Raw genomic sequence first — 23,876 nt, forward strand, 5'->3', positions numbered from 1 at the left:
TATTTTGCCCTCATTCTCTCTGGGGGAGGTGGTGGGCGGAAACGACACCGGGGGGGCCCCCCCCCGCCCCCCCCCGCCGGGCGTCCGCGACATCGGTGGGGGGTTAGATGTCGAGGACGAGCTTGCCGCTGCGGCTACGGGAGACGCAGATCATCATGCAGTCATTGCGTTCACGTTCTTCGTGGGTGAGGACGTCGTCGCGATGTTCGGGAATGCCGGCGAGCACCGGTGTTTCGCAGGTCCCGCACATGCCGGACTGGCACGAGGACATCACGTCGACACCGTGGGCCTCGATCGCCTCGAGCACGCTCTGGTCCGCGGACACAGTCAATGTCACACCCTGCTGGGCCAATTCGATCTCGATCGGGGTGTTGACCCATTCGGTCTCGACAGTGCTGGAGCTGAAGCGTTCCACCCGTAGCGCGCCGGCAGGCCAGGTCGTGCAGCGTTCTTCGACCGCCGTCAGCAGACCCTGCGGCCCGCAGCAGTACACCAGGGTGTCTGCTTGCGGGGTGCCGAGAATCTGTTCCAGGTCGAGCAGTCCACGCTGATCCTGTGGCCAGAACTCGACGTGGTCTCCGTAGGGGGCCAGTTCGTCGAGGAATGCCATGGATTCGGTGCTGCGTCCGCCGTAGACCAGCTTCCAGTTCGCCCCCGCCGCCTCTGCTGCTGCCAGCATCGCCCGGATCGGCGTGATACCGATGCCGCCGGCGATGAACAGGTAGTTCGGGGATGGTGCGAGCTGGAAATGGTTGCGAGGACCGCGAATACGAATCTTGCTGCCCTGCTCGAGGGAGTCGTGCACGTAGATCGAGCCGCCGCGGGACCGCTCATCGGGCTCGCGCAGCACCGCGATGCGCCAGGTGTCCCGTTCCTTGGGGTCACCGCACAGCGAGTACTGGCGTACCAGGCCGGAGGGCATGATGAGGTCGATGTGTGAACCTGGTGTCCACTCCGGGAGCGGATGGCCTCCGACCTCTTTCAACGTCAGGGCGACGATGCCGTCGGCGATGACATCCTTGCCGGCGATGACGACGTCGGCCTCGTACTCCCGCATGACCAGGCGTACGGTGCTCGCCTGCTCCAGGCAATCAGCGTTGGCCATGCGGCCTACCACGTGACGGGCAGCGACTTCAGCCCGAAGATCTTGGCGTCGGTCTTCACCTGGATCTCCTCGGCGGGAACCGCGAGCTTGAGGGTCGGGATGCGGTTGAACAGTGCGGTGATCACCGACTGCAGTTCGACTCGGGCGAGCGGCGCGCCGAGGCACACGTGGATGCCGTGCCCGAAGGCAACGTGGCCTTTGGCGTCCGTGCGCAGGATGTTCAGCGTGTCCGGATCCTCGAATTGCTTGGGGTCGCGGTTGGCCTTGTCCATGGCCACCATCACGATCTCTCCGGCCGGGACGGTCTGACCCGCGAGTTCCATGTCCTCGGTCAGGTAGCGCGGCAGATTTCCGATGATGTCGAGGAATCGCAACAGTTCCTCCACCGCGGCCGGGATGAGTGAGGGGTCCTGGCGCAGCAACTCGAGTTGATCGGGATGCTCCAGGAGGGCATACGTGCTCAGCGAAATCATGTTGCCGGTCGTCTCATGCCCGGCCATCAACAGGAAGGCGGCCATGCCGGCGACCTCGGGGATGGTCAGGTCGCCGCTGCGAACATGGTTGAGCAGCAGGCTGATCAGATCGTCGCCGGGATCGTCCATCTTGGAGACGGTGAGTTCGCCGAGATACCCCATCACCGAAGCGACCGTCTCGGCCGCCTCTTCCGGTGAGGTGTCGAGGCGGAGGAACTTCACGGTCTCTTCCTGGAACCAGTCGTGCCGGTCGTAGGGGATGCCCAACAATTCGCAGATCACCAATGACGGCAACGGGAGCGCCAGAGCCTGGACCAGGTCTACCGGCCCGTCCTGCTCGAGCATCTGATCGATCAGCTTGTTTGTGATCCGCTCCACCGCGGGGCGCATTGCTTCCATACGGCGCGGCGTGAACTCGCGCGAGAGCATCTTGCGCAGCCGGGTCTGCTCCGGCGGATCCATCGCGACGAAGAAGCCGGGCAGCGCCTCGCCGCCCTCGTCGCCCCGGGAGGGGTCAGGGATATTTCGGACGCTGGAGCGTCGATCGCCGAGCACGGCCTTGACGTCGCTGTAGTCGGTGACCAGCCAGGCCGGGACGATGTTCTTGAACGAAACCTTCCGGATCGAGCCGCCGTCGGCGTAATCGGCCGCAGGCGCGAAGGGACACTGCCGCTTGAACGGAAACACCGGCAGCTCTTCGGGATTCGTCGCCGTCGAGGCCGTGCCGGCGCTCGAGGTCTGCTCGCTGGTGGTCACTTGAGGGCCTCCTGGAATGTGGGATCACACCGCTGAAAAATGAATGATCTCTGTCACAACAGTGATTGTCGATAGCATCACATACAAGTTCTTCGGCCGTCAAGAACAGGGTGTTCGCAGTTTCCGAAGGCGCGCAGACCGGGATAGCTGTATGCGTCAAAATACAGTCTATAGCTGGAGATACAGCGGTTCGAAGGTTAGCTGATTCTCGCCGTGAAGGTTTCCCATAGGCGCCGTCGTGAACACGGGTAGTGAATGCTGGTTCTGGATCTGATCGAAGATGAGTGGGGGTCGGGCGCTCCTGTGCAGGTCGCGTTCCGAAGGCGGGCTGCCGCGCTCCGCATTCCCCGGCAGTGATCTGCAGTTGCACGGTGGTGGGGCCAAATCGGCTGCCGTAGGTCCAGATCATCGCCGTCGACGTGACGGCCGACAGACTCGCCGCGGCGATCGGATTCGGTGCCCAAGGCGTCTTCGAGCTCGTCGGTAACGACGCCTTGCGGAGGACGTTGGCGCCGGACAGGGCAAGGCCCAGCGCTGTCCTTGTCCCTGGCGACCGACAGCCTCGGCGGCGGGTCGTTCCATACGGGCAACTAACTGGCGGTGGCGGGTTCGATGCTTCCCCGGCAACTGTCCCTGGCTGGTCGGAAGAATCTTGAAGCCAGAATCATCATTTACATTTAGTGCTCGAATCGGGCCAAGTGGGATGCCCCCGAATGGGGGTGCAGGCCCGTCCGCGGCGGAGCAAAAGACGAGGTGGAACGGATTGCGTACCGGGGAGTCGAGCGGGCTGGGGGACTGCGGCTCGGCATCGCTGCTTGACGGTCGAAATGACGCTATGGGATGCTACGACCGATCACAGTTGTGATCGGTAACACTCCAGCACTGCGGTGTGACACCACTACCGCTATCCGAATGAGAGGCGGCAGGTTGACCGAGGAAGCGCAGAATTGTTCTTCACAATCTGCCGTTCTGCAGTTCGAGGTGTCGCGATGACCACCACTGAGTCGCCGCGGTCGTCGCTCGACGCCATCTCGTCGTCGCGGGGCGCGAAGCCGGTGAACGCGCTCGGCGGCTTCTTCGCGATGGCACTCGACACCCTGATGACGATTCCTCGCAGGCCGTTCGCCTGGCGTGAGTTTCTGGAGCAGTCGTGGTTTGTCGCGCGGGTGTCGCTGGTGCCGACCTTGATGCTCGCGATCCCCTTCACGGTCCTGCTGATCTTCACCTTCAACATCCTGTTGCTCGAGTTCGGTGCGGCTGACTTCGCAGGAACGGGCGCTGCGTACGGAACCGTCACGCAGATCGGTCCAGTGGTGACGGTGCTCGTGGTGTCGGGTGCGGGAGCGACGGCGATGTGCGCCGATCTCGGGGCCCGCACGATTCGCGACGAACTCGACGCGCTGCGGGTGATGGGGGTCAACCCGATTCAGTCGTTGGTGGTGCCTCGGGTGCTGGCCGCGACGTTGGTGGCGACCCTGCTGTCGTCGGTGGTGATCCTCGTGGGATTGGTCGGCGGTTTCATCTTCTCGGTCTTCGTCCAGGACGTCACCCCCGGAGCGTTCGTTGGTGGCCTCACGGTCATCACCGGGGCCGCCGACGTCATCATCTCGCTGATCAAGGCTGCGCTCTTCGGTCTGGCCGCCGGTCTGATCGCCTGTTACAAGGGCATTTCCGTGGGCGGCGGTCCGGCAGGTGTCGGGATCGCGGTCAACGAGACGGTGGTGTTCACGTTCGTCGCGCTGTTCGCCATCAACATCATCGCGTCGGCGGTCGGCATCAAGGCGACACTGTGACCGCCGGCAACCCGAGCAGGCTTCACCCGCACATCCAGCGCACCTTCCGCGGTTGGGTGGACGGGCTGACCCGAATCGGCACCCAGGCGCAGTTCTACTTCCAGACCTTGGGCTCCATCAAGGATGTCCTGATCCATTACAAGGTCGAGCTTCTTCGGCTGATCGCCCAGATGAGCTTGGGCGTAGGCGCTTTGGCGGTCGTCGGCGGGACAGTTGTGATCGTCGGTTTCCTGACCCTGTCCACCGGCGCTCTGGTTGCGGTGCAGGGTTACAACCAGTTCGCCGAAGTCGGCGTCGAAGCCCTGACCGGTTTCGCGTCGGCCTACTTCAACGTCCGGCTGATCGGACCGGTGATCGCGGGCATCGGGTTGGCCGCCACCATCGGTGCCGGCGCGACGGCGCAACTCGGTGCGATGCGGATCAACGAGGAGATCGACGCATTGGAGGTCATGGGTGTCCGGTCAGTCGCCTACCTGGCGTCGAGTCGAGTGCTCGCCGGAGTGATCGTCGTGGTCCCGCTGTACTGCGTGGCTGTCCTGTCGGCGTTCTGGGCCGCGAGATTCGGCACGATCGTGATCTACGGCCAGTCCTCCGGCGTCTACGACCACTACTTCACCACCTTTCTGAACAGCACCGACATCATCTGGTCGTTCTTCCAGGCGGTGGTGATGGCGGTCGTGATCATGCTTGTGCACACGTACTACGGGTTCACCGCGTCCGGTGGCCCCGCGGGGGTCGGCGAGGCCGTCGGGCGTGCCGTGCGCACGTCGCTGATCGCCGCGGTCCTCGTGGTCCTGTTCCTCTCGCTGGCCATCTACGGCCAGTCGGGCAACTTCCATCTCGCCGGGTAGACGCATGGATCACAGAAGCAGTCGTGTCGGCGTCCACCCGATCTGGTGGACCGCAGCCCTGTTCGCGGCAATCATCGCGTTGGTCGCGGTGTGCTCGGCGATCTTCGCCGGCACCTTCCGTCGTTACGTGCCAGTCACGTTGACCTCCGATCGTTCGGGCCTGGTGATGGAGCCGGGTGCGAAGGTCAAGATGAGCGGCGTGGAAGTCGGCCGCGTGGCCGGCATTGCCGGCGGACGGCATCCCGTCGCTTTGAAGCTGGAGATCGACCCGGACAAGGTCTCCTACATCCCGGCCAACGTGGAGGCCGAGATCGCCGCCACCACGGCGTTCGGCGCCAAGTACGTCGACCTCATCTATCCCGATGAGCCCACCACCGAACGAATCACGGCGGGCGCCGTCCTGCGGTCACGCAACGTGACGACCGAGGTGAACACGGTGTTCGACAACCTGGTCGGCCTGCTGAACCAGATCGACGTCGCGAAGCTCAGTGCGGTGCTCACCGCGGTTTCCGAGGGCGTTCGCGGCCAGGGGGAGCGCATGGGCGCGGCCATCACGGACGCCAATGAGGTTCTGCTGGCGATCAATCCGAAGATGGACCAGGTGGGTGCCAACTGGGTGTCGCTCAAGAACGTGAGCGACGCCTACAGCACCGCGGCACGCGACATCCTGACCACATTGGATGCGGCGAGCGGCACCAGTGAGACCATCACCGGTCACGCACAGGACCTCGACGCACTGCTGTTGAGCTCGATCGGCTTCTCCAACAGCGGAATCGACCTCATCGGGCCGAACCGGGACACCATCATCAAGGGCATCAATGTCCTCGAGCCGACCACCAGTCTGCTGCTGAAGTACGACCCGATCTACACTTGCCTGTTGCAGGGTGCGAAGTACGCCCTCGACCACGGCGCATACGAGAACATCGGTGGCAACGGGCATTCGGTGGTTCAGGACGTCGGCCTGCTGCTCGGCGACGACCCCTATCGCTTCCCCGAGAACCTGCCCAAGGTGGGTGCCAAGGGTGGTCCGGGTGGCCAGCCGGGCTGCGGTTCGCTGCCCGACGTCAGCAAGAACTTCCCGGTGCGCTACCTGGTCACCGACACGGGATTCGGCACCGGGATGGACATCCGGCCTAATCCTGGCATCGGGTTCCCGGGCTGGGTCAACTACTTCCCGGTGACCAAGGGTGTGCCGGAGCCGCCACGGCTGCGCCACCCCGGGCCCCCGGCCCCGGGCCCGGCACCAGCCACGCCGGGAGGAGCGCCCTACGGTGCGCCGCTGTACGGACCGGACGGAACCCCGCTGTGGCCGGGCGTGCCCGAACCGCCGGCAGCTGCCGCCCCAGCCCCTGAGGCGGCGCCCGCGCCGGAGGCTCCGCTGCCGGCAGAAGCGGCGGCACCGTCACCATGAGCATCGAGGATCAGCAGTGAACAACAGCCTCAGAAGGGTTGTCATCAACCTGACCGCATTCGTGATGGCCTGTGTCCTGTCCGCGTTCGGGCTGATGGCGGTCTTCGCGAACCTGCGGTTCTCGGACGAGCAGAACTATCGCGCCGAGTTCACCGACGTCAGCGGCCTCGAGGTCAACGACTTCGTCCGCATTGCCGGTGTCGAGGTCGGTCAGGTCAAGAACATCTCCATCGGCCCCGACGCGCGTGCCATCGTCGAGTTCTCCGCCGACCCCTCGGTGGTGCTCACCGAGGGCACCAAGGCCCAGATCCGTTGGGAGAACCCCATCGGCGATCGGTACATGGCACTGCTTGAGGGCCCCGGTGACACCCAGCGGCTCGCCGCGGGCGGCACCATTCCGACGACCCGCACCGAACCCGCCTTGGATCTCGACACCCTGCTCGGTGGTTTCCGCCCTCTGTTCCGGGCACTGGATCCCGAGCAGGTGAACACGTTGTCCAGTGCGCTGATTCAGGCGTTCCAGGGGGAGGGGGCGACAATCGGGTCGTTCATGCGGCAGGCAGCGGCCGTCACCAACACCCTGGCAGACCGGGACGAGTTGATCGGACAGGTGATCGGGAACCTCAATTCGGTTCTGGGGACCTTTGGCGGTCAGACCGAGCAGTTCGGCAAGGCCGTGGACTCACTGTCACATCTCGTGGAGGCGCTCGAGGAGCGCAAGACCGACGTGGCGAACGCGGTCGCCTACACCAATGCTGCCTCGGCGACGGTCGCCGATCTGCTGATGCAGGCCCGTCAGCCATTCAAAGAGGCGGTGGCACAGTCGGATCGCGTGAGTTCGACCATCTTGGCCGATCACGAGTACTTCGACGGCCTGCTCAACATGTTGCCGGATGCGTACAAGAAGCTGGCCCGCCTGGGCAGCCGCGGTGACTTCATCCCGGAGTATCTCTGTGCCCTGTCGCTGAAGTTGAACGGCAAGGGCGGACAGCCGGTCTACGTCAAGATCGCCGAGCAGACGACAGGACGGTGCACCCCCAAGTGAAACCCTTCGCTGAACGCAACCCGTTTCTGGTCGGCCTAACAGGGATGGCGCTCACCGCGGGCGTCGCCGTGTTCGCACTGCAGTACGACAAGCTGCCGTTCAACGGTTCGACCGAGGACTATTCGGCCTACTTCGCCGAGGCCGGCGGTCTTCGGACCGGTGCGCCGGTGCAGGTCGCCGGATTCCGGGTCGGCCAGGTGTCGTCGGTTGAGCTGGAGGGCAACCAGGTTCGGATCGACTTCGACGTGAACAAGGACGTCCATCTCGGCGACCTGACCGAAGTTCATGTCCGAACCAAGAGCCTGCTCGGGTCCAAGGTTCTCGAGGTGACCCCCCGTGGCGACGGCGAGCTGGCTGGGCCCATCCCCATCGATCGGACCAGATCCCCGTACCAGCTGCCGGATGCGCTGGGAGATTTGTCCGCCACCATCAGCGGTCTGGACACCGACACGGTGTCGGAGTCCCTGGCGACCCTGGCGGAGACCTTCCAGAGCACGCCGCCGGATCTGCGCGCTGCGGTGGAGGGTGTGGGCCGGTTCTCGAACACCCTCGGCCAGCGGGACGATGAACTGCGCACGCTGCTGAGCAACGCGAGTAAAGCCACGGGCGTACTGTCCGAACGCGCCGAGCAGGTCGCCGAACTCGTCGCCAACAGCAATGCGCTGTTGGGCAAACTGCGTGAGCAGAGCGCAGCGCTGGAGCAGATCTCCCGCAACCTGTCGACCTTCGCCAGGCAGCTGTCGGGGTTCATCGACGACAACCGTGACCAGATGCGCGGCGCACTGGACAAACTCAACGGAGTGCTGACGATCGTCGACAACCGCAAGGAACGGGTGATGCTCGCGATCAAGTACCTCAACCAGTACACGATGGGCTTGGGTGAAACGGTGGGTTCGGGGCCCTTCTTCAAGGCCTATCTGGCCAACCTGCCGGGCCAACTGGTGCAGCCGTTCATCGATGCGGCATTCTCCGATCTGGGACTGGACCCCAATGTTCTTCCGCCCTCGCAGCTTTCGGATCCGCAGACGGGACAGCCCGGTACGCCCGCGCTGCCCCAGCCGTACCCGCGTACCGGGCAGGGCGGCGAGCCGCACCTGACGATTCCCGATGCGATCACCGGCAACCCGGGTGACCCGCGCTATCCCTACCGGGAGCCCGAACCCGCTCCGCCACCGGGAGGACCCGCGCCCGGACCGCCGGCGCTGTGGCCCGAGGGTCAGCAGCCGACCCCGATCCCGGATCCCGCGCCACAAGGGCAGGACGGAGGACAGTGATGCCCAAGTTTTCTCCGCGCACCGTGCTGGTGGCGGTGCTGGCCGCGGCGTTGGTCGCCGGCGGGGTGGTCGCCCTTCGTGCGTTCAACCACGCCGGCCGCACCCAGCTCGTCGCGTACTTCGACAACAGCAACGGCCTCTTCATCGGCGACGAGGTGCGGATCCTCGGTGTCCCGGTCGGGGCGATCGAGACCATCGAGCCACAACCGGAGCGGGCCAAGGTCACATTCTGGGTCGACGCCAAGCACAAGGTGCCCGCGGACGCCAAAGCCGTCATCGTGTCACCTCAGTTGGTGACCGCCCGCGCCATTCAACTCACCCCGGCCTATTCGTCCGGCCCCGTGCTGGACAGCGGCGCGGAGATTCCTCTGGACCGGACTGCCGTTCCGCTCGAATGGGATGACCTGCGAACGCAGTTGGAGAAGCTCACCGATGCACTTGCGCCCACACAACCGGGCGGCGTCAGCACGCTGGGCCAGTTCGTCAACACCGCCGCCGACAACCTGCGCGGGCAGGGCGCCAACATCCGGGAAACCGTCATGACGATGGGCAAGGCCATGTCGGCGTTGGGCGATCACAGTGATGACACTTTCGCCACGCTGAAGAACCTGTCGGTGGTGGTGACGGCGCTGGAGGACAGCTCGGACCTGCTGGCGCAGCTCAACCGGAACATGGCCGCCGTCACTGGCCTGGTGGCCGACGACCCCGGCGCCGTCAGCGACGCCGTCAACGATCTCAATGCTGTTGTCGCCGAGGCGACGCAGTTCGTCAAGGACAACCGCGAGGCCGCGGGAATCGCCACTGAGAAGCTGGCGTCGATCTCCACCGCGGTGCACGGGGGCCTCGATGACATCAAGCAGGCGCTGCACGCGTTCCCCAATGCTGCACAGAACTTCGCGAACGTCTACCAGCCTTCCCAGGCCGCGTTGACCGGCATGCTCGCGGTGAACAACCTCGCCGACCCCGTGCAGTTCCTGTGCGGAGCCGTCGAGGCGGCATCGCGGGTCAACTCGGTGTACTCGTCGAAGCTGTGCGCGCAGTACCTCGCGCCGATCGTCAAGAACCGGCAGATGAATTTCCCGCCGTTGGGAGAGAACCTGTTCGTCGGACAGCAGGCCCGACCGAACGAACTCACCTACAGCGAGAACTGGCTGCGGCCGGACTATGTGCCACCGCAGGCGTCCGCAGAGCAGGCCGGCCTGTCTGGAATGCTTCTTCCTGGCGCAGGAGGATGAGCGTGAACACTCGTCGAATCGCACTGCGCGCGAAGAGCTTCGCCGCACTCGTCGCCGTCATGGCGTTGACGCTGTCCGGCTGTCAGTGGAGAGGCCTCAACTCGCTGCCGATGCCGGGCACCCAGGGCGGGGGAGACGGCTCCTATCTGGTGCAGGCGCAGCTGCCCGACATCGGCACGATCGAACCGAACTCCCGGGTGCGAGTCGGTGATGTCAACGTCGGCACGATCACCAAGATCGAGCGCCAGGGATGGCACGCGTTGGTGACCATCAGGCTCAACGGGGATGTGGAGTTGCCGGCCAACGCCACCGCGACCGTGGGTCAGACCAGCCTGCTCGGTTCGCTGCACGTCGAACTGGCACCGCCGACGAGCGTGCCGCCACAGGGCAGGCTGCACGAGGGGTCGTTGATCCCGTTGGATGCGGGGTCGTCGTATCCGAGCACCGATCAGACTCTTGCGGCATTGTCGCTGCTGCTCAACGGCGGCGGCGTCGGCCAGATTCAGGACATCACCGCGGCCCTGGCCACCGCCTTCGCCGGCCGCGAGAGCGACCTGCGGAGCCTCATCGAGCAGGTGGATGTGTTCGTGGGACGCCTGAACACCCAGACCGGCGACATCATTGCTGCCAGTGACAGCTTCAACAATCTCGTCGGACAGTTGGCGGACCAGAAACCCATCCTGGACAACGCAATGCGGGCGATCCCAGACGCGTTGGCGGTCCTGAGCGAGCACCGTGGGAACCTGACCGAGGCCGTGGACGGCTTCGGAAAGTTCAGCGCACTGACGGCTGACACGGTCAATCAGACGAAGCAGAGCCTGGTCTCCGAGATCAACGCCGTCGGCCCGGTGATGAAGTCGTTGGCCGACGCGGGCCCGGCGATGACCCGGTCGTTGAGTCTGCTGGCGACGTTCCCGTGGCCGATCGAGAACATCGACAAGGTGGTTCGCGGTGACTACCTCAACACCTCGGTGATCTTCGACCTCACCTTGAGCCGCCTCGGGGACGGCCTGCTCAACGGCACCCGCTTCGAAGGGGACCTGACCGAGTTGGAGATGCAGTGGGGGCGAACCATCGGCCAACTCCCCAGCCCTTACACCGCGGTGAACCCGCTGGTCGCTCCCTACCAGTTCAACCAGGGGCCCTGACATGTTGACCAGGAGAATCAAGCTCCAACTGGCGCTCTTCGCGATCGTCTCCGTGGTCGCTGGCGGAATCATGGCGTTCGGATACGTCAAGGTGCCTGCGATGTTCGGCGTCGGCCAGTACACCGTGACCGTGGAACTCCCACAGGCCGCTGGCCTGTACGAGACCGCAAACGTCTCCTACCGGGGCACCACGGTCGGACGGGTCACCGAGGTGCGGCTGACCCCGACCGGCGGGGTCGAGGCGGTGCTGTCGCTGAACTCTGGAACCGACATCCCGTCGGATCTGATCGCTGAGGTGCACAGCACCTCAGCGATCGGTGAGCAGTACGTCGCCCTGGTGCCGCGCAGTGGCGGTGCGCCACCCTTGGCGGACGGCGACGTCATTCCGCTGGACCGCGCGAAGGTGCCTCCGCCGATCAACAAACTGCTCGACGCCGCGAATGACGGGATCCAGGCCATCCCGCGGGACAACGTCAAGACCGTTGTCGACGAAAGCTACACCGCGGTCGGGCGCCTCGGGCCTGAGCTCTCCCGCATCGTGCAGGGCTCAACGCGGCTGGCTTCGGATGCGCGCGCCAACCTCGATCCGCTGCTCACGCTGATCGACAAGGCCAAGCCGCTGATGGACGCACAGAGTGAGACGGCGGACTCCATCAATGCCTGGGCCGCGAACCTGGCGAACCTCACCGGCCAGGTCCGCGATGCCGACCCTGCGGTCGCCGGCCTGCTCGAGCGCGGCGCGGAGGCGACCGACGAGGCGCGGGCGCTGTTCGACACGCTGAAGCCGACACTGCCGGTTCTGATGGCGAACCTCGTCAGCGTCGGTGAAGTCGCGGTTGTGTACCAGCCCGCGATCGAACAGGTGCTGGTCCTGGAGCCGCAACTCGTTGCCGCTCTTCAGGGCGCGCTGCTGGCGAACCGTGACTCCAAGCGCAAGTCGCCAGGCCTGTACGTGAGCTTCAACCTCAACCTGAACCTGCCGCCCCCATGCACCACCGGGTTCCTGCCTGCGCATCAGCAGCTCACGCCCAATGTGGAGACATCAGCGGATCTCCCGCCCGGCGATCTGTACTGCCGGATACCGCAGGATTCCTGGAATGTGGTGCGCGGCAACCGCAACTACCCGTGCTTGAACCGCCCCGGAAAGCGCGCGCCGACCGCACGCATGTGTGAGAGCGACGAGGAGTACGTACCCCTCAACGAGGGCTTCAACTGGAAGGGCGACCCGAACGCGACGCTGTCGGGGCAGGGTGTCCCGCAGTTGCCGCTCGTGGCCGATCAGCCGCCCGCCGCGCCGGCGGCTCCGGCACCCGTCGCGGTCGCGGAGTACAACCCGGAAACCGGGGAGTACGTGGCGCCCGACGGGAAGATCTACACCCAGGCCGACCTGGGTTCAAAGACGGAAGGCAGGACATGGCAGAGCATGTTGATTCCGCCGATGGGCTGACGGGTTCGACCACGAAGGCCGTAGTCGCGGTGTGCGCGGTGGCGTTCGTGTCCTTGGGTTCCGTCGGAGGCTGGCTGGGCTACCGCCTGGTCGAGGAGCGGCGAGACCAGGCGCAGCAGAGCATGTTCGTCGAGGCCGCGCGGCAGGGTGCGATCAATCTGACGACGATCGACCACAGCACCGTGGACGCGGATATCAAGCGCATCCTCGACTCCTCGACAGGCACGTTCCACGAGGACTTCGAGAAGCGTTCGCACCCCTTCGCCGACGTCGTCAAGCAGGCTCAGTCGGTCTCGGAGGGCACTGTCAGCTCGGCCGCGTTGGAATCCCGCGATGGCGACTCCGCCCAGGTTCTGGTGGTGATGTCGGTCAAGATGTCGAATGCCGGTGCCGCGGAACCAGATCCACGGGTCTGGCGGATGCGCATCGGGGTGCAGCAGACCGGCGACACCGCCCGCGTCTCCGACGTTGCGTTCGTGTCATGACCGTGCTTGAGAGCGGGGCCACCGAGAACGAGGCTCCTGAGGTCGAGGTCCCTGAGACCGAGGCTCCCGAGGTCGCGGACAAGCCCGGCAACCGCGGACACGTGCTCGTCTGGGTGGTGCTGCCCCTGGCGGTGCTGGCGATGGCCCTTGGCGTGGGATACCTGAAGTGGCAGACCAATTCGGTGTCCAGCTCGAATGGTGCGGCCGCGCAGGCGGTGGTCGCTGCGACGGAGGGCGCGACAGCGATGCTGTCCTACCGTGCCGACCACGTGCAGGAGGACTTGACCGCCGCCACACAGCGGATGACCGGTGATTTCCGCAACGAGTACACCACGCTGATCAACGACCTGGTGATCCCCGGCGCCGAGGAGAAGCGCATCTCGGCCGTCGCCACGGTCCCTGCCGCGGCACTGTTGTCGGCCGATGCCGATCACGCACAGGTTCTCGTCTACGTCAACCAGACCACGACCGTGGGGGCCGACCCGCCCACCGACACCCGGTCCAGCGCACGAGTCGATTTGGAGAAGGTCGGAGACCAATGGTTGATCTCAGGGTTCGAACCCCTCTAGTTCTGGCCACGGCGCTGGGCGTCACGCTCGCGTCCGCGGCCGTGACGCCGGCTGCGCATGCCGACAACAGGCGGTTCAACAGCAGCGTGGTCGCCAACGTGTATGCGGTTCAGCGGCAAGCGGAATGCACGGGCGAGCTGAATGTCAGCCCGCAACTGTTGTTGGCGGCCGAATGGCACGCCCGTGATCTCATGGCCAATCGCAGCCTGGGGGGAGACGTCGGCACCGACGGATCCACACCCCAGCAGCGGGCGGAGGCGGCTGGATTCCATGGAACCGCGTCCGAGGCGGTGGCCATCCATCCCGCCTTGGCGATCAGCGGGATCGAACTGATCAACCTCTGGTACCACAACCCCGCGTACTACGCGATGATGGCGGACTGTGGGAACACCCGGATCGGGGTGTGGTCGGAGAACAGTCTGGATCGCACCGTCGTCGTCGCGATGTTCGGACGTCCGGACTGACCGCACGAAAGAAACTGGCGCACCGGCTGCTTGAGGCCGGCGCGCCAGTTCTGTGCTGGGTTCGGCTACTGCGAGGTGGCCGTCGCGGCTCCCATGGAGTCCATGTCCGGAACGAACGGCTGGTGGGCGAGCAGACCACCGTCGACCCTGATGGATTCGCCGTTGATGCCGCGCGAGTCGTCCGAGGCGAGGAACGCGTACACCTTGGCCAGATCGTCGGGGCCGTTCAGGTCAGCGGCGGGCGTATGGCGCCGGTAGACATCGGTGATCACCTTCGGCAACTGCTGGGCCGGCGGGGTCGTGGTGGTGCCGGGGCAGATGGCATTGCACCGCACACCTTCTCGGCCGTACTGGGTCGCGGTGTACTTGGTCAGCGCCAACAGTGCGGCCTTGGTCGCACCGTATCCGGTCAGGCTGGTGTCCCCGGCGAAGGCGTGGGTGGATGCGGTGTTCACAATGGACCCGCCCGCAGCCCGCAGATGGGGCAGCGAATGCTTGGTGGTGAGCAGTGCGCTGCGCAGGTTGACGGCCATCACGTCGTCCCAGACCTCGATCGGCATGGTGGCGACGTCACCGTCCCCGGCGGGAAACACACCCGCGATGTTGAGCAGGACGTTGAGTCCGCCGAAGGTCGAGACGGTGGTGGCGACGAGTTCTGCGATCGCGGCCTCGTCGCGGAGGTCGGTGTGGACTGCGATCGCGACGTCCGGGCCATACTTCTGGTTGAGCTGGTCGGCCAGTGCGGACGCGCCCTCGATGTTGATGTCGGCCAGCGCCACGCGGGCGCCTCCGGCGACCAGTTCGGTGGCCGCGGCACCGCCGATGTTGAGCCCCCCCGGCTCCACGGTCGTGGCGCCTGTCACCAGGGCGATTTTGTCGGAGAGTCGTGGCATGTCGTTCCTCACGTGTTCTGTCCGGGATTCGTTGCCGGGTCCCTTTGTGTGAAGGTTAACTTCATCGAAGATGAGCGTCAATGGTCCGCTGACAAGTTATTATCGGATTCTAGTTAGTTTCTATTCTTGTTCTGCTGAGATGGGTGGTGTGTCGGTATGGGGTCGTCGCTGACGGGACAGGACGTGTCGGAGGTCGACGCACAGGCACTCGAGCGCGCCGACGGCGACCTCGCCCGGGTGTTCGGTGATGGACGCAGGCCGCTGCCCGTGATGCGTGAGAGCCTCGACGAGATGATGTCCTCCTTCGGGCTTCCCGAGGGGGTGATCGTCAGCGAGGTGTCCGCCGGGGGCGTCCCCGCGCTTCGCGTCGCTGCGGGGGATGTCGATGAGAGCGCCGCGGTCGTCTGGTTGCATGGCGGCGGGTACGTCATGGGCTCGGCTGCTGGTTATCGCGGCGTGGCGGCGGCGATCTCGGGGGAGTGTGGTCACCCCGTCGTCGTGCCCGACTACCGTCTTGCGCCCGAATCCCCCTTCCCGGCAGCCGTCGAGGATGCGCAGGCCGTGATGGGCTGGGCCGCCGAGAATTTCGACGGTCGTTGGGTGCTGGCGGGTGATTCGGCAGGTGGCGGTCTCACCATGGCGTCGCTCATGCGGGCCCGCGACCAGAAGACGTCTGCGCCGGCCGGCGCGGTCCTGATGTCACCTCTGGCGGACTTCACCGCATCCGGGGAGAGCTTCGACGTCCACGCGGGCACCGACAAGGCGATCTCGCGTCGTTCGGTGCAGTCGTTGGCGATGGCGGTTCTGCAGGGTCACGATCCCCGGGATCCGCTGGCGTCGCCGGTGTTCGGGCGATTCGATGACCTTCCGGAAACCCTCATCATGGTCAGCGACCGCGAGGTGCTCCTCGACGACGCGAGGATGCTGCACGCCGGGATGGAGCGCGACGGGTCGCCCTCGACACTCTCGGTGTATTCCGGTGTCTGCCATGCCTGGACGATGTTCACGACGTACATGCCGCGCGCACAGTACGCGGCGGCGGAGATCGGCGACTTCGTTCGCAGGGTTCTGAGGTGACGGTCCAAGGGTCGGGCCGCGGCCGCGCCACAGGGGCTTAGGCCACCACGCTTAGGCGGCGAGAACAGCCGAGACGAGTCGGTGCAGTTCCTCCGCGATGCCCGGGCGGTTGCGCATGCTCTGCGTCTGGGTGATGTCGGTGACCAGCCCGATGGCTGCCTGGGCCAGCAGGCGTGCGTGCGGGGCCGAGAGTTCCGGCCGCACTGCAAGAATGGCGGCCACCCAATCGTCGACGTACTCGCGTTCACTCATCCGGATCGCTTCCTGGGCATGCTCCGGGAGGTAGATCAGGTCCGAGGCGAGGATCGCCAGAATCGGCTGATGCGGGCCGAGAGCCAGTTCGATGAGCGTGCAGACGATCGTGTCGATGGCCTCCTGCGGTGTGCTCGCGGAGGGGAGTCGGTGATTGGTGACGTAGTGAAGCCCCTCGGCGCCGCGGTTCAACACGGCCTGCAGCAGTTCGGCCTTACCGCTGAAGTACTGATAGAACGTGGCGATCGCGGTGTCCGACTCGGCCGCGATCTCTTCGATGCCGACCGCGTGGTAGCTCTGCGCGTGGAACAGCCGCGTGGCGGTGCCCAGGATTCGCTCGCGGCGACCCGGCGGGCGCCGCTGTTTCGGGGCGGGTCGCCTGGAAGTGGTCGCGGCGCCGTTGAGCTCACAGTGCAGGATGCCCTCGGACATGCTGTGCAGTAGGCGCTTGATGGTGGAGTCGTCGAGGCGCTTGCGGGCCTGTCCGACGCTTGAGTAGATGGCCAATACGCTCCAGGCCCGCAGTTCGGCGTCGCTGGTGGGCGTACCGCCGTCGCTGAGGCCGAGCGCCTGAACCGTCAGGCGCAGAATGTTGTTGAGCTTTGAGCGGAATTCGTTCTGCTCCTCCTCGGCGAGTTGCCTGCGCTCGCGCTTCCAGAGCAGGACCTCTTCGCGTTCCAAGACCAGGTCGGCGAGGTCGGAGAGGAACATCGTCGCGCGCTTGTCGGGCTCCAGATCGGCTTCGGCGGCCTTGGCCGCAACGGCTTCGACTGCTCCCACCTGCTCAGAGATCGCCTGCGCGAGAATGTCGTGTTTCTTGCGGAAGTGCCGATAGAGTGCCGGGCCAGTGAGTCCGACCGCTGAGGCGACGTCGTCCATGCTGACGTTGTGGTAGCCGCGTTCGGTGAACAGGCGGGCGGCAGCCTGAGTCAACTGCAGTTTGCGCACCGAACTCCGCGCGTGTTGTCGAACGGGCTGCGCCACGTCGGCGGTCCCCCTTTTCTGCCGTTCGGCGGCAATCGGGCCCTGGAAGAGTGAACCATGATTATAGTCCACTCCTCCAGGACTCGTCCGGATCTACGGCAGCGCCACCACGGCTTCGCCGCTGAGCGTCACGGTGCCGTCGGCCAGGGTGATCGTCACCTCGACGGTGGCTCGCCTCTCGCCGTCGACGTCATCGACGCTCACGACGGTCCCCGTGCACGTCGGTTGCGCGAGCACTGGGGTGATCGCGGTGAACCGAGTGCTCAACGCGCGCAACTGCGACTGCGGGACCCATGACGTCACAAGACGTCCCAGGTGGGCCATCGAGAGCATCCCGTGCGCGAACACGTCGTCGAAACCAGCGGCCTTGGCGGCGTCGATGTCGACGTGGATCGGGTTGTGGTCGCCCGACGCACCGGCGAAGAGCGCCAACGTGGTTCGAGAGATCGGCTCCACCACCAGCGGTGGCAGTTCGGTTCCGACCCGGATCTCAGTGGCGGTGGTCACGATGGTGCTCCATTCCGGATGACGGACACGCTCTCCATCTCGGCGACCAGTTCGCCGCCGGAGGACAGCTGGGAACGACGCACCAGAAACTCCAAGGCGCCGTTCTTCTTTGAGAAGTAGTCGGTGAACTCGGCCTGCAGTTCGAGCGTGTCGCCGGCATACACGGGCCGGTGGTAGACGAACTTCTGTTCACCGTGCAGCACGGACGACACGTCAACGCCGTTGGCCTCCAGGACTCCGAGCGTGTCGGAGTGTTCGAGATCAAGCCCGAACACGAATGTCGGAGGTGCGAGCAGGTCTCGGTGACCAGCGGCGCGAGCGGCCTCGATGTCGAAGTAGACCGGATCGGTTTCACCGATCGCCTTGGCGAACATGGCAACACGGCCCCGTTCGACGTCGACGGTGCTCTCCGGCCACTGGTAGCCGTTGAGGGATTCGGCGCTCATCGAGAAGTCCTTTCGTACAGCGTGACGACGCAGGCCCCACCGAGGCCGAGGTTGTGCTGCAGGGCGAGCTGGGCGCCGTCGACCTGACGGTCGCCGGCCTGGCCGCGCAACTGCCACACCAGTTCGGCGCACTGGGCCAGGCCCGTCGCACCGAGCGGATGACCCTTCGACAGCAGACCGCCCGAGGGGTTGGTCACCACGCGGCCGCCGTAGGTGTTGTCGCCGTCGAGGATGAACTTCTCGGCGGTGCCCTCAGGGGTCAGGCCCAGCGCCTCGTAGGTGATCAGCTCATTGGTGGTGAAGCAGTCGTGCAGTTCGACCACCGGAATGTCCTCGGGGCCAACGCCTGCGGCCTCGTAGACGTCCTGGGCGGCCTTCGCCGACATGTCATAGCCGACCACGCGGCGCATATCCTCGCCGTTGTAGGCACCCGGGAGATCGGTGACCAGGGACTGGGCCCGGATGTGGACGGTCTGGTCGATTCCGTTGGCGGCGGCGAACTCCTCGCTGCACACCACCGCGGCAGCAGCACCGCACGTGGGAGGGCAGCACTGCAGTCGCGTCAGGGGTCCCCAGATCGTCGGTGAGGCCATCACCTCCTCCAGCGTCACGGTGTCGCGGAAGACGGCAAACGGATTGCGTGCGGCGTGCTGGCGTGCCTTGACCGAAATGCGGCCGAAAGTCTCTGGTTTGGTGCCGAAGCGCTCCATGTGTGCGACACCGGCACCGCCGAACAGCTGAGCGGCCATCGGTGCCTTCGGCTCGGCGCCGGGCTGGCCCAGCGCGACCTCTTCGAACTTGCCGGTCGAACTGGGCCGGTCATCCCACACCGCGGCGAGCGCGCCCGGACGCATCTGTTCGAAGCCCACTGCGAGAACACATTCGGCTGCACCCGAGGCCACGGCCTGGCGGGCCAGCCACAATGCCGACGACCCCGTCGAGCAGTTGTTGTTGACGTTGACCACCGGGATGCCCGTGAGTCCCAGGTGGTACAGCGTCGCCTGCCCCGACGTCGAATCGCCGTAGACGTAGCCGGCGTAGGCCTGCTGCACCTTGGTGTAATCCACACCGGCATCGGCGAGGGCGGCGCGCGCAGCGTCGGCACCCATCTCCTGATAGTCCCGGCTCTTGCCTGGCTTGGCGAAGGGGGTCATGCCGACCCCCGCGACGCATACCTTGCGTTCCATACCCACCCTCACATTCGGGTTCATAACTAGAATCAGCAATAACTATATGGATGGTCGCTGCACTAATGCAACCATTGGGGGTGGGTGGTGGCTGATATTGCAGATAACTATAGGTTTGACTGGCAGTGCGGCTGAACCACCGTCCGCTCCAGGTTCGGCACGCCCCGAGATCTGTCGCCCAGGGGCCTCGCTGCTCAACGGTGAGGTCGTCCGGCTCGACGCCGCCACCCGCCTGGGATCTGAGAACGTCTGAGATGCAATCACTCCGGCCCCTGTGGGCCGGAGTCATTACGCTTCTGGGATCAGCTCTGCGCGGCCTCGAAGTGCGCCTTGACGTTCGGGTAGCGCATCATGTGGGCGCCGCCGTTGAGGTCGAGCACCTCGCCCGTGAGCCACTGCGCCCGGGCCATGTACAGCACGGCCTGGGCGATGTCCTGCGGAGTGCCGGGGTGGCCGAGCGGGATGTTCTCGACGTACTCACTCTCCACGCCGGGAACACCCAGTGCGCCGGAGGTCAACGGGGTGCGCACCAGTCCTGGTGCGACGGCGTTGACCCGAACCCCGCGCGAGCCGAGTTCCAGTGCCGCTACCTGGGTCAGCATCGAGAGGCCGGCCTTGGCGGAGCAGTAGGCACTCATGCCGACTGCGGGCTGGCGGGCGTTCAGTGAGCTCAGGGAGATGATGGCGCCGCCGTCGGCGATGTGCCGGCCGGCGTACTGCGTGAAAAGGAACGCGCCGGTCAGGCACACATCGACGACGCGGCGGAACTTCGCGACCGGCAGTTCGGTGACCAACCCGAGCGCGGTGATCCCAGCGCAGTTGACCGCGACGTCGAAACTGCCGGGGCGCTGCGTCACCGACTCGAAAAATGCTGCGACGCTGTCCTCGTCGGCGACGTCGACGGCGGCCGCGGCGTGCGCGCCAGCACCGAGTTGGGCCACCAGTTCCTGGGCGGCCTCAAGGTTTCGGTCTCCAATGACCACCGCATAGCCGTGAGCGGCCATGGTGCGGGCGATCTCGGCGCCCAGACCGGACGCCCCGCCGACGACGATTGCGTAGGCATTCTCGGTCAACGCTGACTCCCTCTGTCGGATAAGACTTCTCGTGCGCAACCGGGTGGGGAGCGCGCTGGCTCGGTTGGCATGCGTTGGAGCCTCGCCTGAGCCGGTATTGTTAATTTCTGTTCTACCATAGCCGGGTCGCGGCTGGTGGTTGTCCACAGTCACGGTTTCGTCCACAGGTCGGCGGCTCGGTATGGCGGCGGGTGTGGACGGCGACGACAATCGAACGTATGTGCGATACGGGGTTTGATTCGGAGGACGACGTGTCGGTCGTGTCCGCGATCAGCGCTTTCGCACGCGCGGAGGCTGCCGCGGCGGCGCATCGGCTGGCGGCGATCCATGCGCTGATGGAGTTGCGGGTGTGCGATGACGATGAGCGCGCCCTGTGGGCGTGTGACACCTGGGATGCGTGCGCGGCCGAGATCGGCGCCGCACTGGGGATCAGTGGGCGCAAAGCCTTCGGCCAGATGCATTTCGCGCTGGCCATGCACGTGCGCCTGCCCCGGGTGTTCGGGTTGTTGCGGGCTGGGGTGATCAGTGCGCGGACGGCGTCGATCATCAGTTGGCGCACCCGGATGGTGATCGATGACTACGCCAACGCCGCCATCGACGCTGAGATCGCCACCAGAGCAGAGCGCTGGGGAGCCCTGTCGGAGGCCAGGCTCGACGTGGAGATCGACAAGGTGCTGGCCGAGCATGATCCGGATGCGGTGGCGGCGTTTGAGGCCGCCGCCCGTGGGCGGGATGTGCAGTTCGGCAAGCCCGAGGATGAGACGGGCACCTGCTCGATGTGGGGCCGGATCTACAGCACTGATGCCGCGTTGATCAGGAAACGGGTGGCCCAGTTGACTCGTCACCTGTGTGGTGATGACCCGCGCACTGCGGGGGAGCGTCGTTCCGATGCCCTGGGTGCGATGGCCGCCGAGTCTGGGCCGCTGGCGTGCCGCTGCGGAAAGCCCGAATGTGTCGGCGCCACGGTGAAGCCCAGCCGCAGTCCGGCAGTCATCCATGTCCTCGCTGATGAACGGGCCGTGGCTGCGGCCCGGGCGGGAATCCCGAAGGAAACGCGGCAGACCTCGCAGAACTCCTCTGAGTGCGTGACCGTGCCCGACCCGGCCGCCCGGGCCGCTGGCGCCTCGGCGCAGGACCCGTCAGCCTCACCCGCAGCCACCCCCACGTCGGCGCGGCGACCGGCAGCGGTGTTGCAGGGCGGCGGGATCGTGCCCCAGCCGCTGCTGCGGGAACTGCTGCTCAGTGGCGCCGCCGTCAAACCACTCACACCACCGCCGCAGACCCCAGAGCCTGGGTATCACCCCTCGGCGGCGTTGGCGGCATTCGTCCGTACCCGGGATATGTTCTGCCGCTTTCCGGGGTGCAGCACCCCGGCGCAGTTCTGCCACATCGACCACGCGATTCCCTATCCCGTGGGGCCGACGCATCCATCGGATCTGCGCTGCCTGTGCCGAAAGAACCACCTGCTCAAAACCTTCTACGTCGGCGAAGGTGGGTGGTCGGATGTGCAGCACCCCGACGGCAGCATCACCTGGACCGCCCCGACCGGCCACACCTACACCACCCACCCCGGCAGCCGCATCGTCTTTCCGGACTGGGACACCACCGCGCCGCTGCCGAATCTCGCGCCGTCGAGCACGCCAAGCCTCGACAAGGGTGTGCAGATGCCTCGTCGTCGGCGTACCCGTGAGGAAGACAGACTCCAACGCATCAAGAGCCGACGCGCAAAGCGGGATACAAGCTGAACACCATCGGTTCAGGCATCGACCAGATACCCGATCGCCGAGACGAACAACGAGATCGCGGCACTGGGGTCTGGGCTGGCGACCGCTTTGGTGGCGCCGCCAGAGACCACAAGGCTGTTGCCGGCGCTCACGTAAAGCCTCGCCGGCGAGCCGAACTGGTGATGTCGGCCCAGGCCCTGTGCGGTGCTGAACTGGCTCAGTCCTGTGACGAAGTGCGCCGGTAGGTACACCACTGAATTCGCACCCTGGGCGGCGGCCTGAAGCCAGTTCACCACGCCGCCGTCCCGCACGGCGAACTGTCCCGAGACGTGCTCGACGACCAGAATCTTGCCGTCCGGCACTTTGGCCAAGATCACCTCAACCGACGGCGTGGCGACGCCGTTGTTGTCGTTGTATCCGGTGTCGGCGAACGGTTGCAGCGCCATCACCCGATGATCGCGCGCAAAGACGGGTTATGTTGGCGGTCTCCGAAATTCAGTCGGGGGAGAGACAGCCGCGTGCTCCCCTCGCGCGGCGCACGGTAGGCGACGCGCAGGTCCCCTGCTGCTCAGCCTATGGCTTGGTCAATTCCGCGTACCGCGTGATGTGGTAGTCGGTGGTGCCGAACTCGTACTGCACGGCCGTGAGGCGCTTGAAGTAATGGCCGATCGCGAGTTCCTCGGTCATGCCCATGCCGCCATGCAACTGCACGGCGTTCTGGCCGATGAAACGGGCCGCGCGCCCGATGGTGGCCTTGGCCGCGGACACCGCGCGAGACCGCACCTCCGGTTCGGCATCGAGGTTCAGGATCGCCAAAAACACCGCGGCCACCGACTGCTCGAGTTCCATGTACATGTCGACCATGCGGTGCTGCAGTGCCTGGAAGCTGCCGATCGGCTGCCCGAACTGCTGGCGCTGCTTGGAGTATTCGACGGTGTCGGTCAACACCTTTCGCATACATCCGACGGCCTCCGAGGCCACCGCGGCGGCACCCTCGTCCAGGGCACGCGCCAGCGAGGCCTCGGCATCGCCACTGAGCAGCGCATCGGCGGGCAGGCGCAGACCGCTGAACCCCAGATCGGCGGCGCGCCTGTCGTCGATGGTCCGGTAACTCTGCACCGACAGTCCCGGGGCGGGGGAGGCCGCGTCGAACTCGGTGAGGAACAGCCCGAGACCGTCGGGCGTGCGGGCGGTGACGAGCAGGTGGGTGGCCAAGGGCGCGTCCAGCACGACCGGCTTGGATCCGTTGATGACCCACGCGTCGCCGTCGCGCTCGGCGGTGGCCGGTTCTCCCTCGTCGTGCGAGGCCAGTGCGACGACCGCGGCGCCCGAGGCGATCTGCTCCAGCAGCGCATGAGCCGCAGCGCCGCCGGCGCGCTGCAGCAGTCCGCCGCTGACCACCACGGTGCTCACGTAGGGCTCGACCACGAGAGCGTGCCCGAGCGCATCGGTGATCACCATGAGTTCCTCGGCGCCACCGCCGATTCCGCCGACCTCCTCGTCGAAGGTCGCCCCGAGGATGCCGAGTTCGTCGGCGAAGGAGCGCCAGATGTCGGGCTGCCAGCCCGGTCCGGTCTTGGCCGCGGTTCGACTCGTGGCGAGGTCGTAGCGGGTGTCGAGGAACTTGGCGAGCCCGTCGCGGAGCAGTTCCTGTTCCTTGGTGAGGTTGAAGTCCAT

General features: G+C 65.8%; 23 protein-coding genes. 13 read left to right on the forward strand and 10 right to left on the reverse strand.

Translation table 11 applies throughout. The annotated features are described in order from the left end of the window. Window positions 1–103: 103 nt before the first annotated feature. The gene (locus A5727_RS12025; RefSeq protein WP_068249289.1) at window positions 104–1,105 is read right to left on the reverse strand and encodes a PDR/VanB family oxidoreductase; all 1,002 of its coding nucleotides are present in this window, start codon (window positions 1,103–1,105) and stop codon (window positions 104–106) included. A 5-nt stretch (window positions 1,106–1,110) separates the two neighbouring features. Then, window positions 1,111–2,334 (reverse strand): cytochrome P450, encoded by a 1,224-nt coding sequence (locus tag A5727_RS12030; protein WP_068249291.1) that lies wholly within the window; start codon window positions 2,332–2,334, stop codon window positions 1,111–1,113. A 989-nt stretch (window positions 2,335–3,323) separates the two neighbouring features. On the opposite strand from A5727_RS12030, the gene A5727_RS12035 reads away from it, so the two are divergent. From A5727_RS12035 to A5727_RS12085, 11 genes are read left to right on the forward strand one after another with little or no spacing between them, the layout of a single operon-like run. Next, window positions 3,324–4,127, forward strand: a complete 804-nt coding sequence (locus A5727_RS12035) for an MlaE family ABC transporter permease (RefSeq protein WP_068249293.1) — start codon at window positions 3,324–3,326, stop codon at window positions 4,125–4,127. Continuing rightward, entirely contained in the window at window positions 4,124–4,978 is an 855-nt protein-coding gene (locus A5727_RS12040; RefSeq protein ID WP_068249295.1) for an ABC transporter permease, read from the forward strand. The genes A5727_RS12035 and A5727_RS12040 overlap by 4 nt, the downstream gene beginning before the upstream one ends. A 4-nt stretch (window positions 4,979–4,982) precedes the next feature. Then, entirely contained in the window at window positions 4,983–6,389 is a 1,407-nt protein-coding gene (locus tag A5727_RS12045) for an MCE family protein (RefSeq protein ID WP_068249297.1), read from the forward strand. Between the two features lie 16 nt (window positions 6,390–6,405). Beyond that, window positions 6,406–7,434 carry an MCE family protein gene (locus tag A5727_RS12050; RefSeq protein ID WP_157521343.1) on the forward strand — a complete coding sequence of 343 codons (1,029 nt, stop codon included), beginning with the start codon at window positions 6,406–6,408 and terminating at the stop codon, window positions 7,432–7,434. Beyond that, entirely contained in the window at window positions 7,431–8,708 is a 1,278-nt protein-coding gene (locus A5727_RS12055; protein WP_068249298.1) for an MCE family protein, read from the forward strand. Before A5727_RS12050 ends, A5727_RS12055 begins: the two co-directional genes overlap by 4 nt. After that, window positions 8,708–9,943 (forward strand): MCE family protein, encoded by a 1,236-nt coding sequence (locus A5727_RS12060; RefSeq protein WP_068249300.1) that lies wholly within the window; start codon window positions 8,708–8,710, stop codon window positions 9,941–9,943. Before A5727_RS12055 ends, A5727_RS12060 begins: the two co-directional genes overlap by 1 nt. Beyond that, complete coding sequence (locus tag A5727_RS12065; protein WP_068249302.1) at window positions 9,940–11,091, forward strand: MCE family protein; 1,152 nt, start codon at window positions 9,940–9,942, stop codon at window positions 11,089–11,091. The genes A5727_RS12060 and A5727_RS12065 overlap by 4 nt, the downstream gene beginning before the upstream one ends. 1 nt (window position 11,092) lies before the next feature. Beyond that, window positions 11,093–12,538, forward strand: coding sequence for an MCE family protein (locus A5727_RS12070; protein ID WP_068249304.1), 1,446 nt, complete (start codon window positions 11,093–11,095; stop codon window positions 12,536–12,538). Next, entirely contained in the window at window positions 12,505–13,023 is a 519-nt protein-coding gene (locus A5727_RS12075; protein WP_082949761.1) for an Rv1363c family protein, read from the forward strand. The genes A5727_RS12070 and A5727_RS12075 overlap by 34 nt, the downstream gene beginning before the upstream one ends. Further along, window positions 13,020–13,592, forward strand: a complete 573-nt coding sequence (locus A5727_RS12080) for an Rv1363c family protein (protein ID WP_068249309.1) — start codon at window positions 13,020–13,022, stop codon at window positions 13,590–13,592. The genes A5727_RS12075 and A5727_RS12080 overlap by 4 nt, the downstream gene beginning before the upstream one ends. Further along, window positions 13,562–14,056, forward strand: coding sequence for a CAP domain-containing protein (locus tag A5727_RS12085; protein WP_068249419.1), 495 nt, complete (start codon window positions 13,562–13,564; stop codon window positions 14,054–14,056). The genes A5727_RS12080 and A5727_RS12085 overlap by 31 nt, the downstream gene beginning before the upstream one ends. A 65-nt stretch (window positions 14,057–14,121) precedes the next feature. Here the strand turns inward: A5727_RS12085 and A5727_RS12090 are convergent, their stop codons facing one another. Next, complete coding sequence (locus A5727_RS12090; protein ID WP_231992053.1) at window positions 14,122–14,919, reverse strand: SDR family NAD(P)-dependent oxidoreductase; 798 nt, start codon at window positions 14,917–14,919, stop codon at window positions 14,122–14,124. 186 nt (window positions 14,920–15,105) lie between these two features. Between A5727_RS12090 and A5727_RS12095 the strand changes: the two genes are divergently transcribed. Then, window positions 15,106–16,026, forward strand: coding sequence for an alpha/beta hydrolase (locus tag A5727_RS12095; RefSeq protein WP_068249313.1), 921 nt, complete (start codon window positions 15,106–15,108; stop codon window positions 16,024–16,026). A 51-nt stretch (window positions 16,027–16,077) separates the two neighbouring features. Here A5727_RS12095 and A5727_RS12100 read toward each other — a convergent pair whose 3' ends face one another. The 5 genes from A5727_RS12100 to A5727_RS12120 form a co-directional block, all read right to left on the reverse strand. After that, window positions 16,078–17,226 (reverse strand): TetR/AcrR family transcriptional regulator, encoded by a 1,149-nt coding sequence (locus A5727_RS12100; RefSeq protein ID WP_231992054.1) that lies wholly within the window; start codon window positions 17,224–17,226, stop codon window positions 16,078–16,080. Window positions 17,227–17,355: 129 nt separating this feature from the next. Further along, window positions 17,356–17,772: a MaoC/PaaZ C-terminal domain-containing protein gene (locus A5727_RS12105; protein WP_068249317.1), complete on the reverse strand. Its 417-nt coding sequence runs from the start codon at window positions 17,770–17,772 to the stop codon at window positions 17,356–17,358. After that, on the reverse strand, window positions 17,766–18,215 hold the full coding sequence (locus tag A5727_RS12110; RefSeq protein ID WP_068249319.1) for a MaoC family dehydratase N-terminal domain-containing protein: 450 nt from the start codon (window positions 18,213–18,215) through the stop codon (window positions 17,766–17,768). Before A5727_RS12110 ends, A5727_RS12105 begins: the two co-directional genes overlap by 7 nt. Next, on the reverse strand, window positions 18,212–19,402 hold the full coding sequence (locus A5727_RS12115; RefSeq protein ID WP_068249321.1) for a lipid-transfer protein: 1,191 nt from the start codon (window positions 19,400–19,402) through the stop codon (window positions 18,212–18,214). Before A5727_RS12115 ends, A5727_RS12110 begins: the two co-directional genes overlap by 4 nt. Before the next feature lie 302 nt (window positions 19,403–19,704). Next, window positions 19,705–20,475, reverse strand: coding sequence for an SDR family NAD(P)-dependent oxidoreductase (locus tag A5727_RS12120; RefSeq protein WP_068249323.1), 771 nt, complete (start codon window positions 20,473–20,475; stop codon window positions 19,705–19,707). A gap of 251 nt (window positions 20,476–20,726) precedes the next feature. Here A5727_RS12120 and A5727_RS12125 point away from each other — a divergent pair, with 251 nt between their 5' ends. After that, a complete protein-coding gene (locus tag A5727_RS12125; RefSeq protein ID WP_353612257.1) occupies window positions 20,727–22,220 on the forward strand; it encodes an HNH endonuclease signature motif containing protein in 1,494 nt (497 codons plus the stop codon). An 11-nt stretch (window positions 22,221–22,231) separates the two neighbouring features. Here A5727_RS12125 and A5727_RS12130 read toward each other — a convergent pair whose 3' ends face one another. After that, window positions 22,232–22,645: a hypothetical protein gene (locus A5727_RS12130; RefSeq protein WP_157521344.1), complete on the reverse strand. Its 414-nt coding sequence runs from the start codon at window positions 22,643–22,645 to the stop codon at window positions 22,232–22,234. A gap of 127 nt (window positions 22,646–22,772) precedes the next feature. Continuing rightward, the gene (locus tag A5727_RS12135; RefSeq protein ID WP_068249329.1) at window positions 22,773–23,876 is read right to left on the reverse strand and encodes an acyl-CoA dehydrogenase family protein; all 1,104 of its coding nucleotides are present in this window, start codon (window positions 23,874–23,876) and stop codon (window positions 22,773–22,775) included.

Source organism: Mycobacterium sp. ACS4331 (assembly GCF_001667265.1).
In the GTDB taxonomy this organism is placed as follows: Bacteria; Actinomycetota; Actinomycetes; order Mycobacteriales; family Mycobacteriaceae; genus Mycobacterium.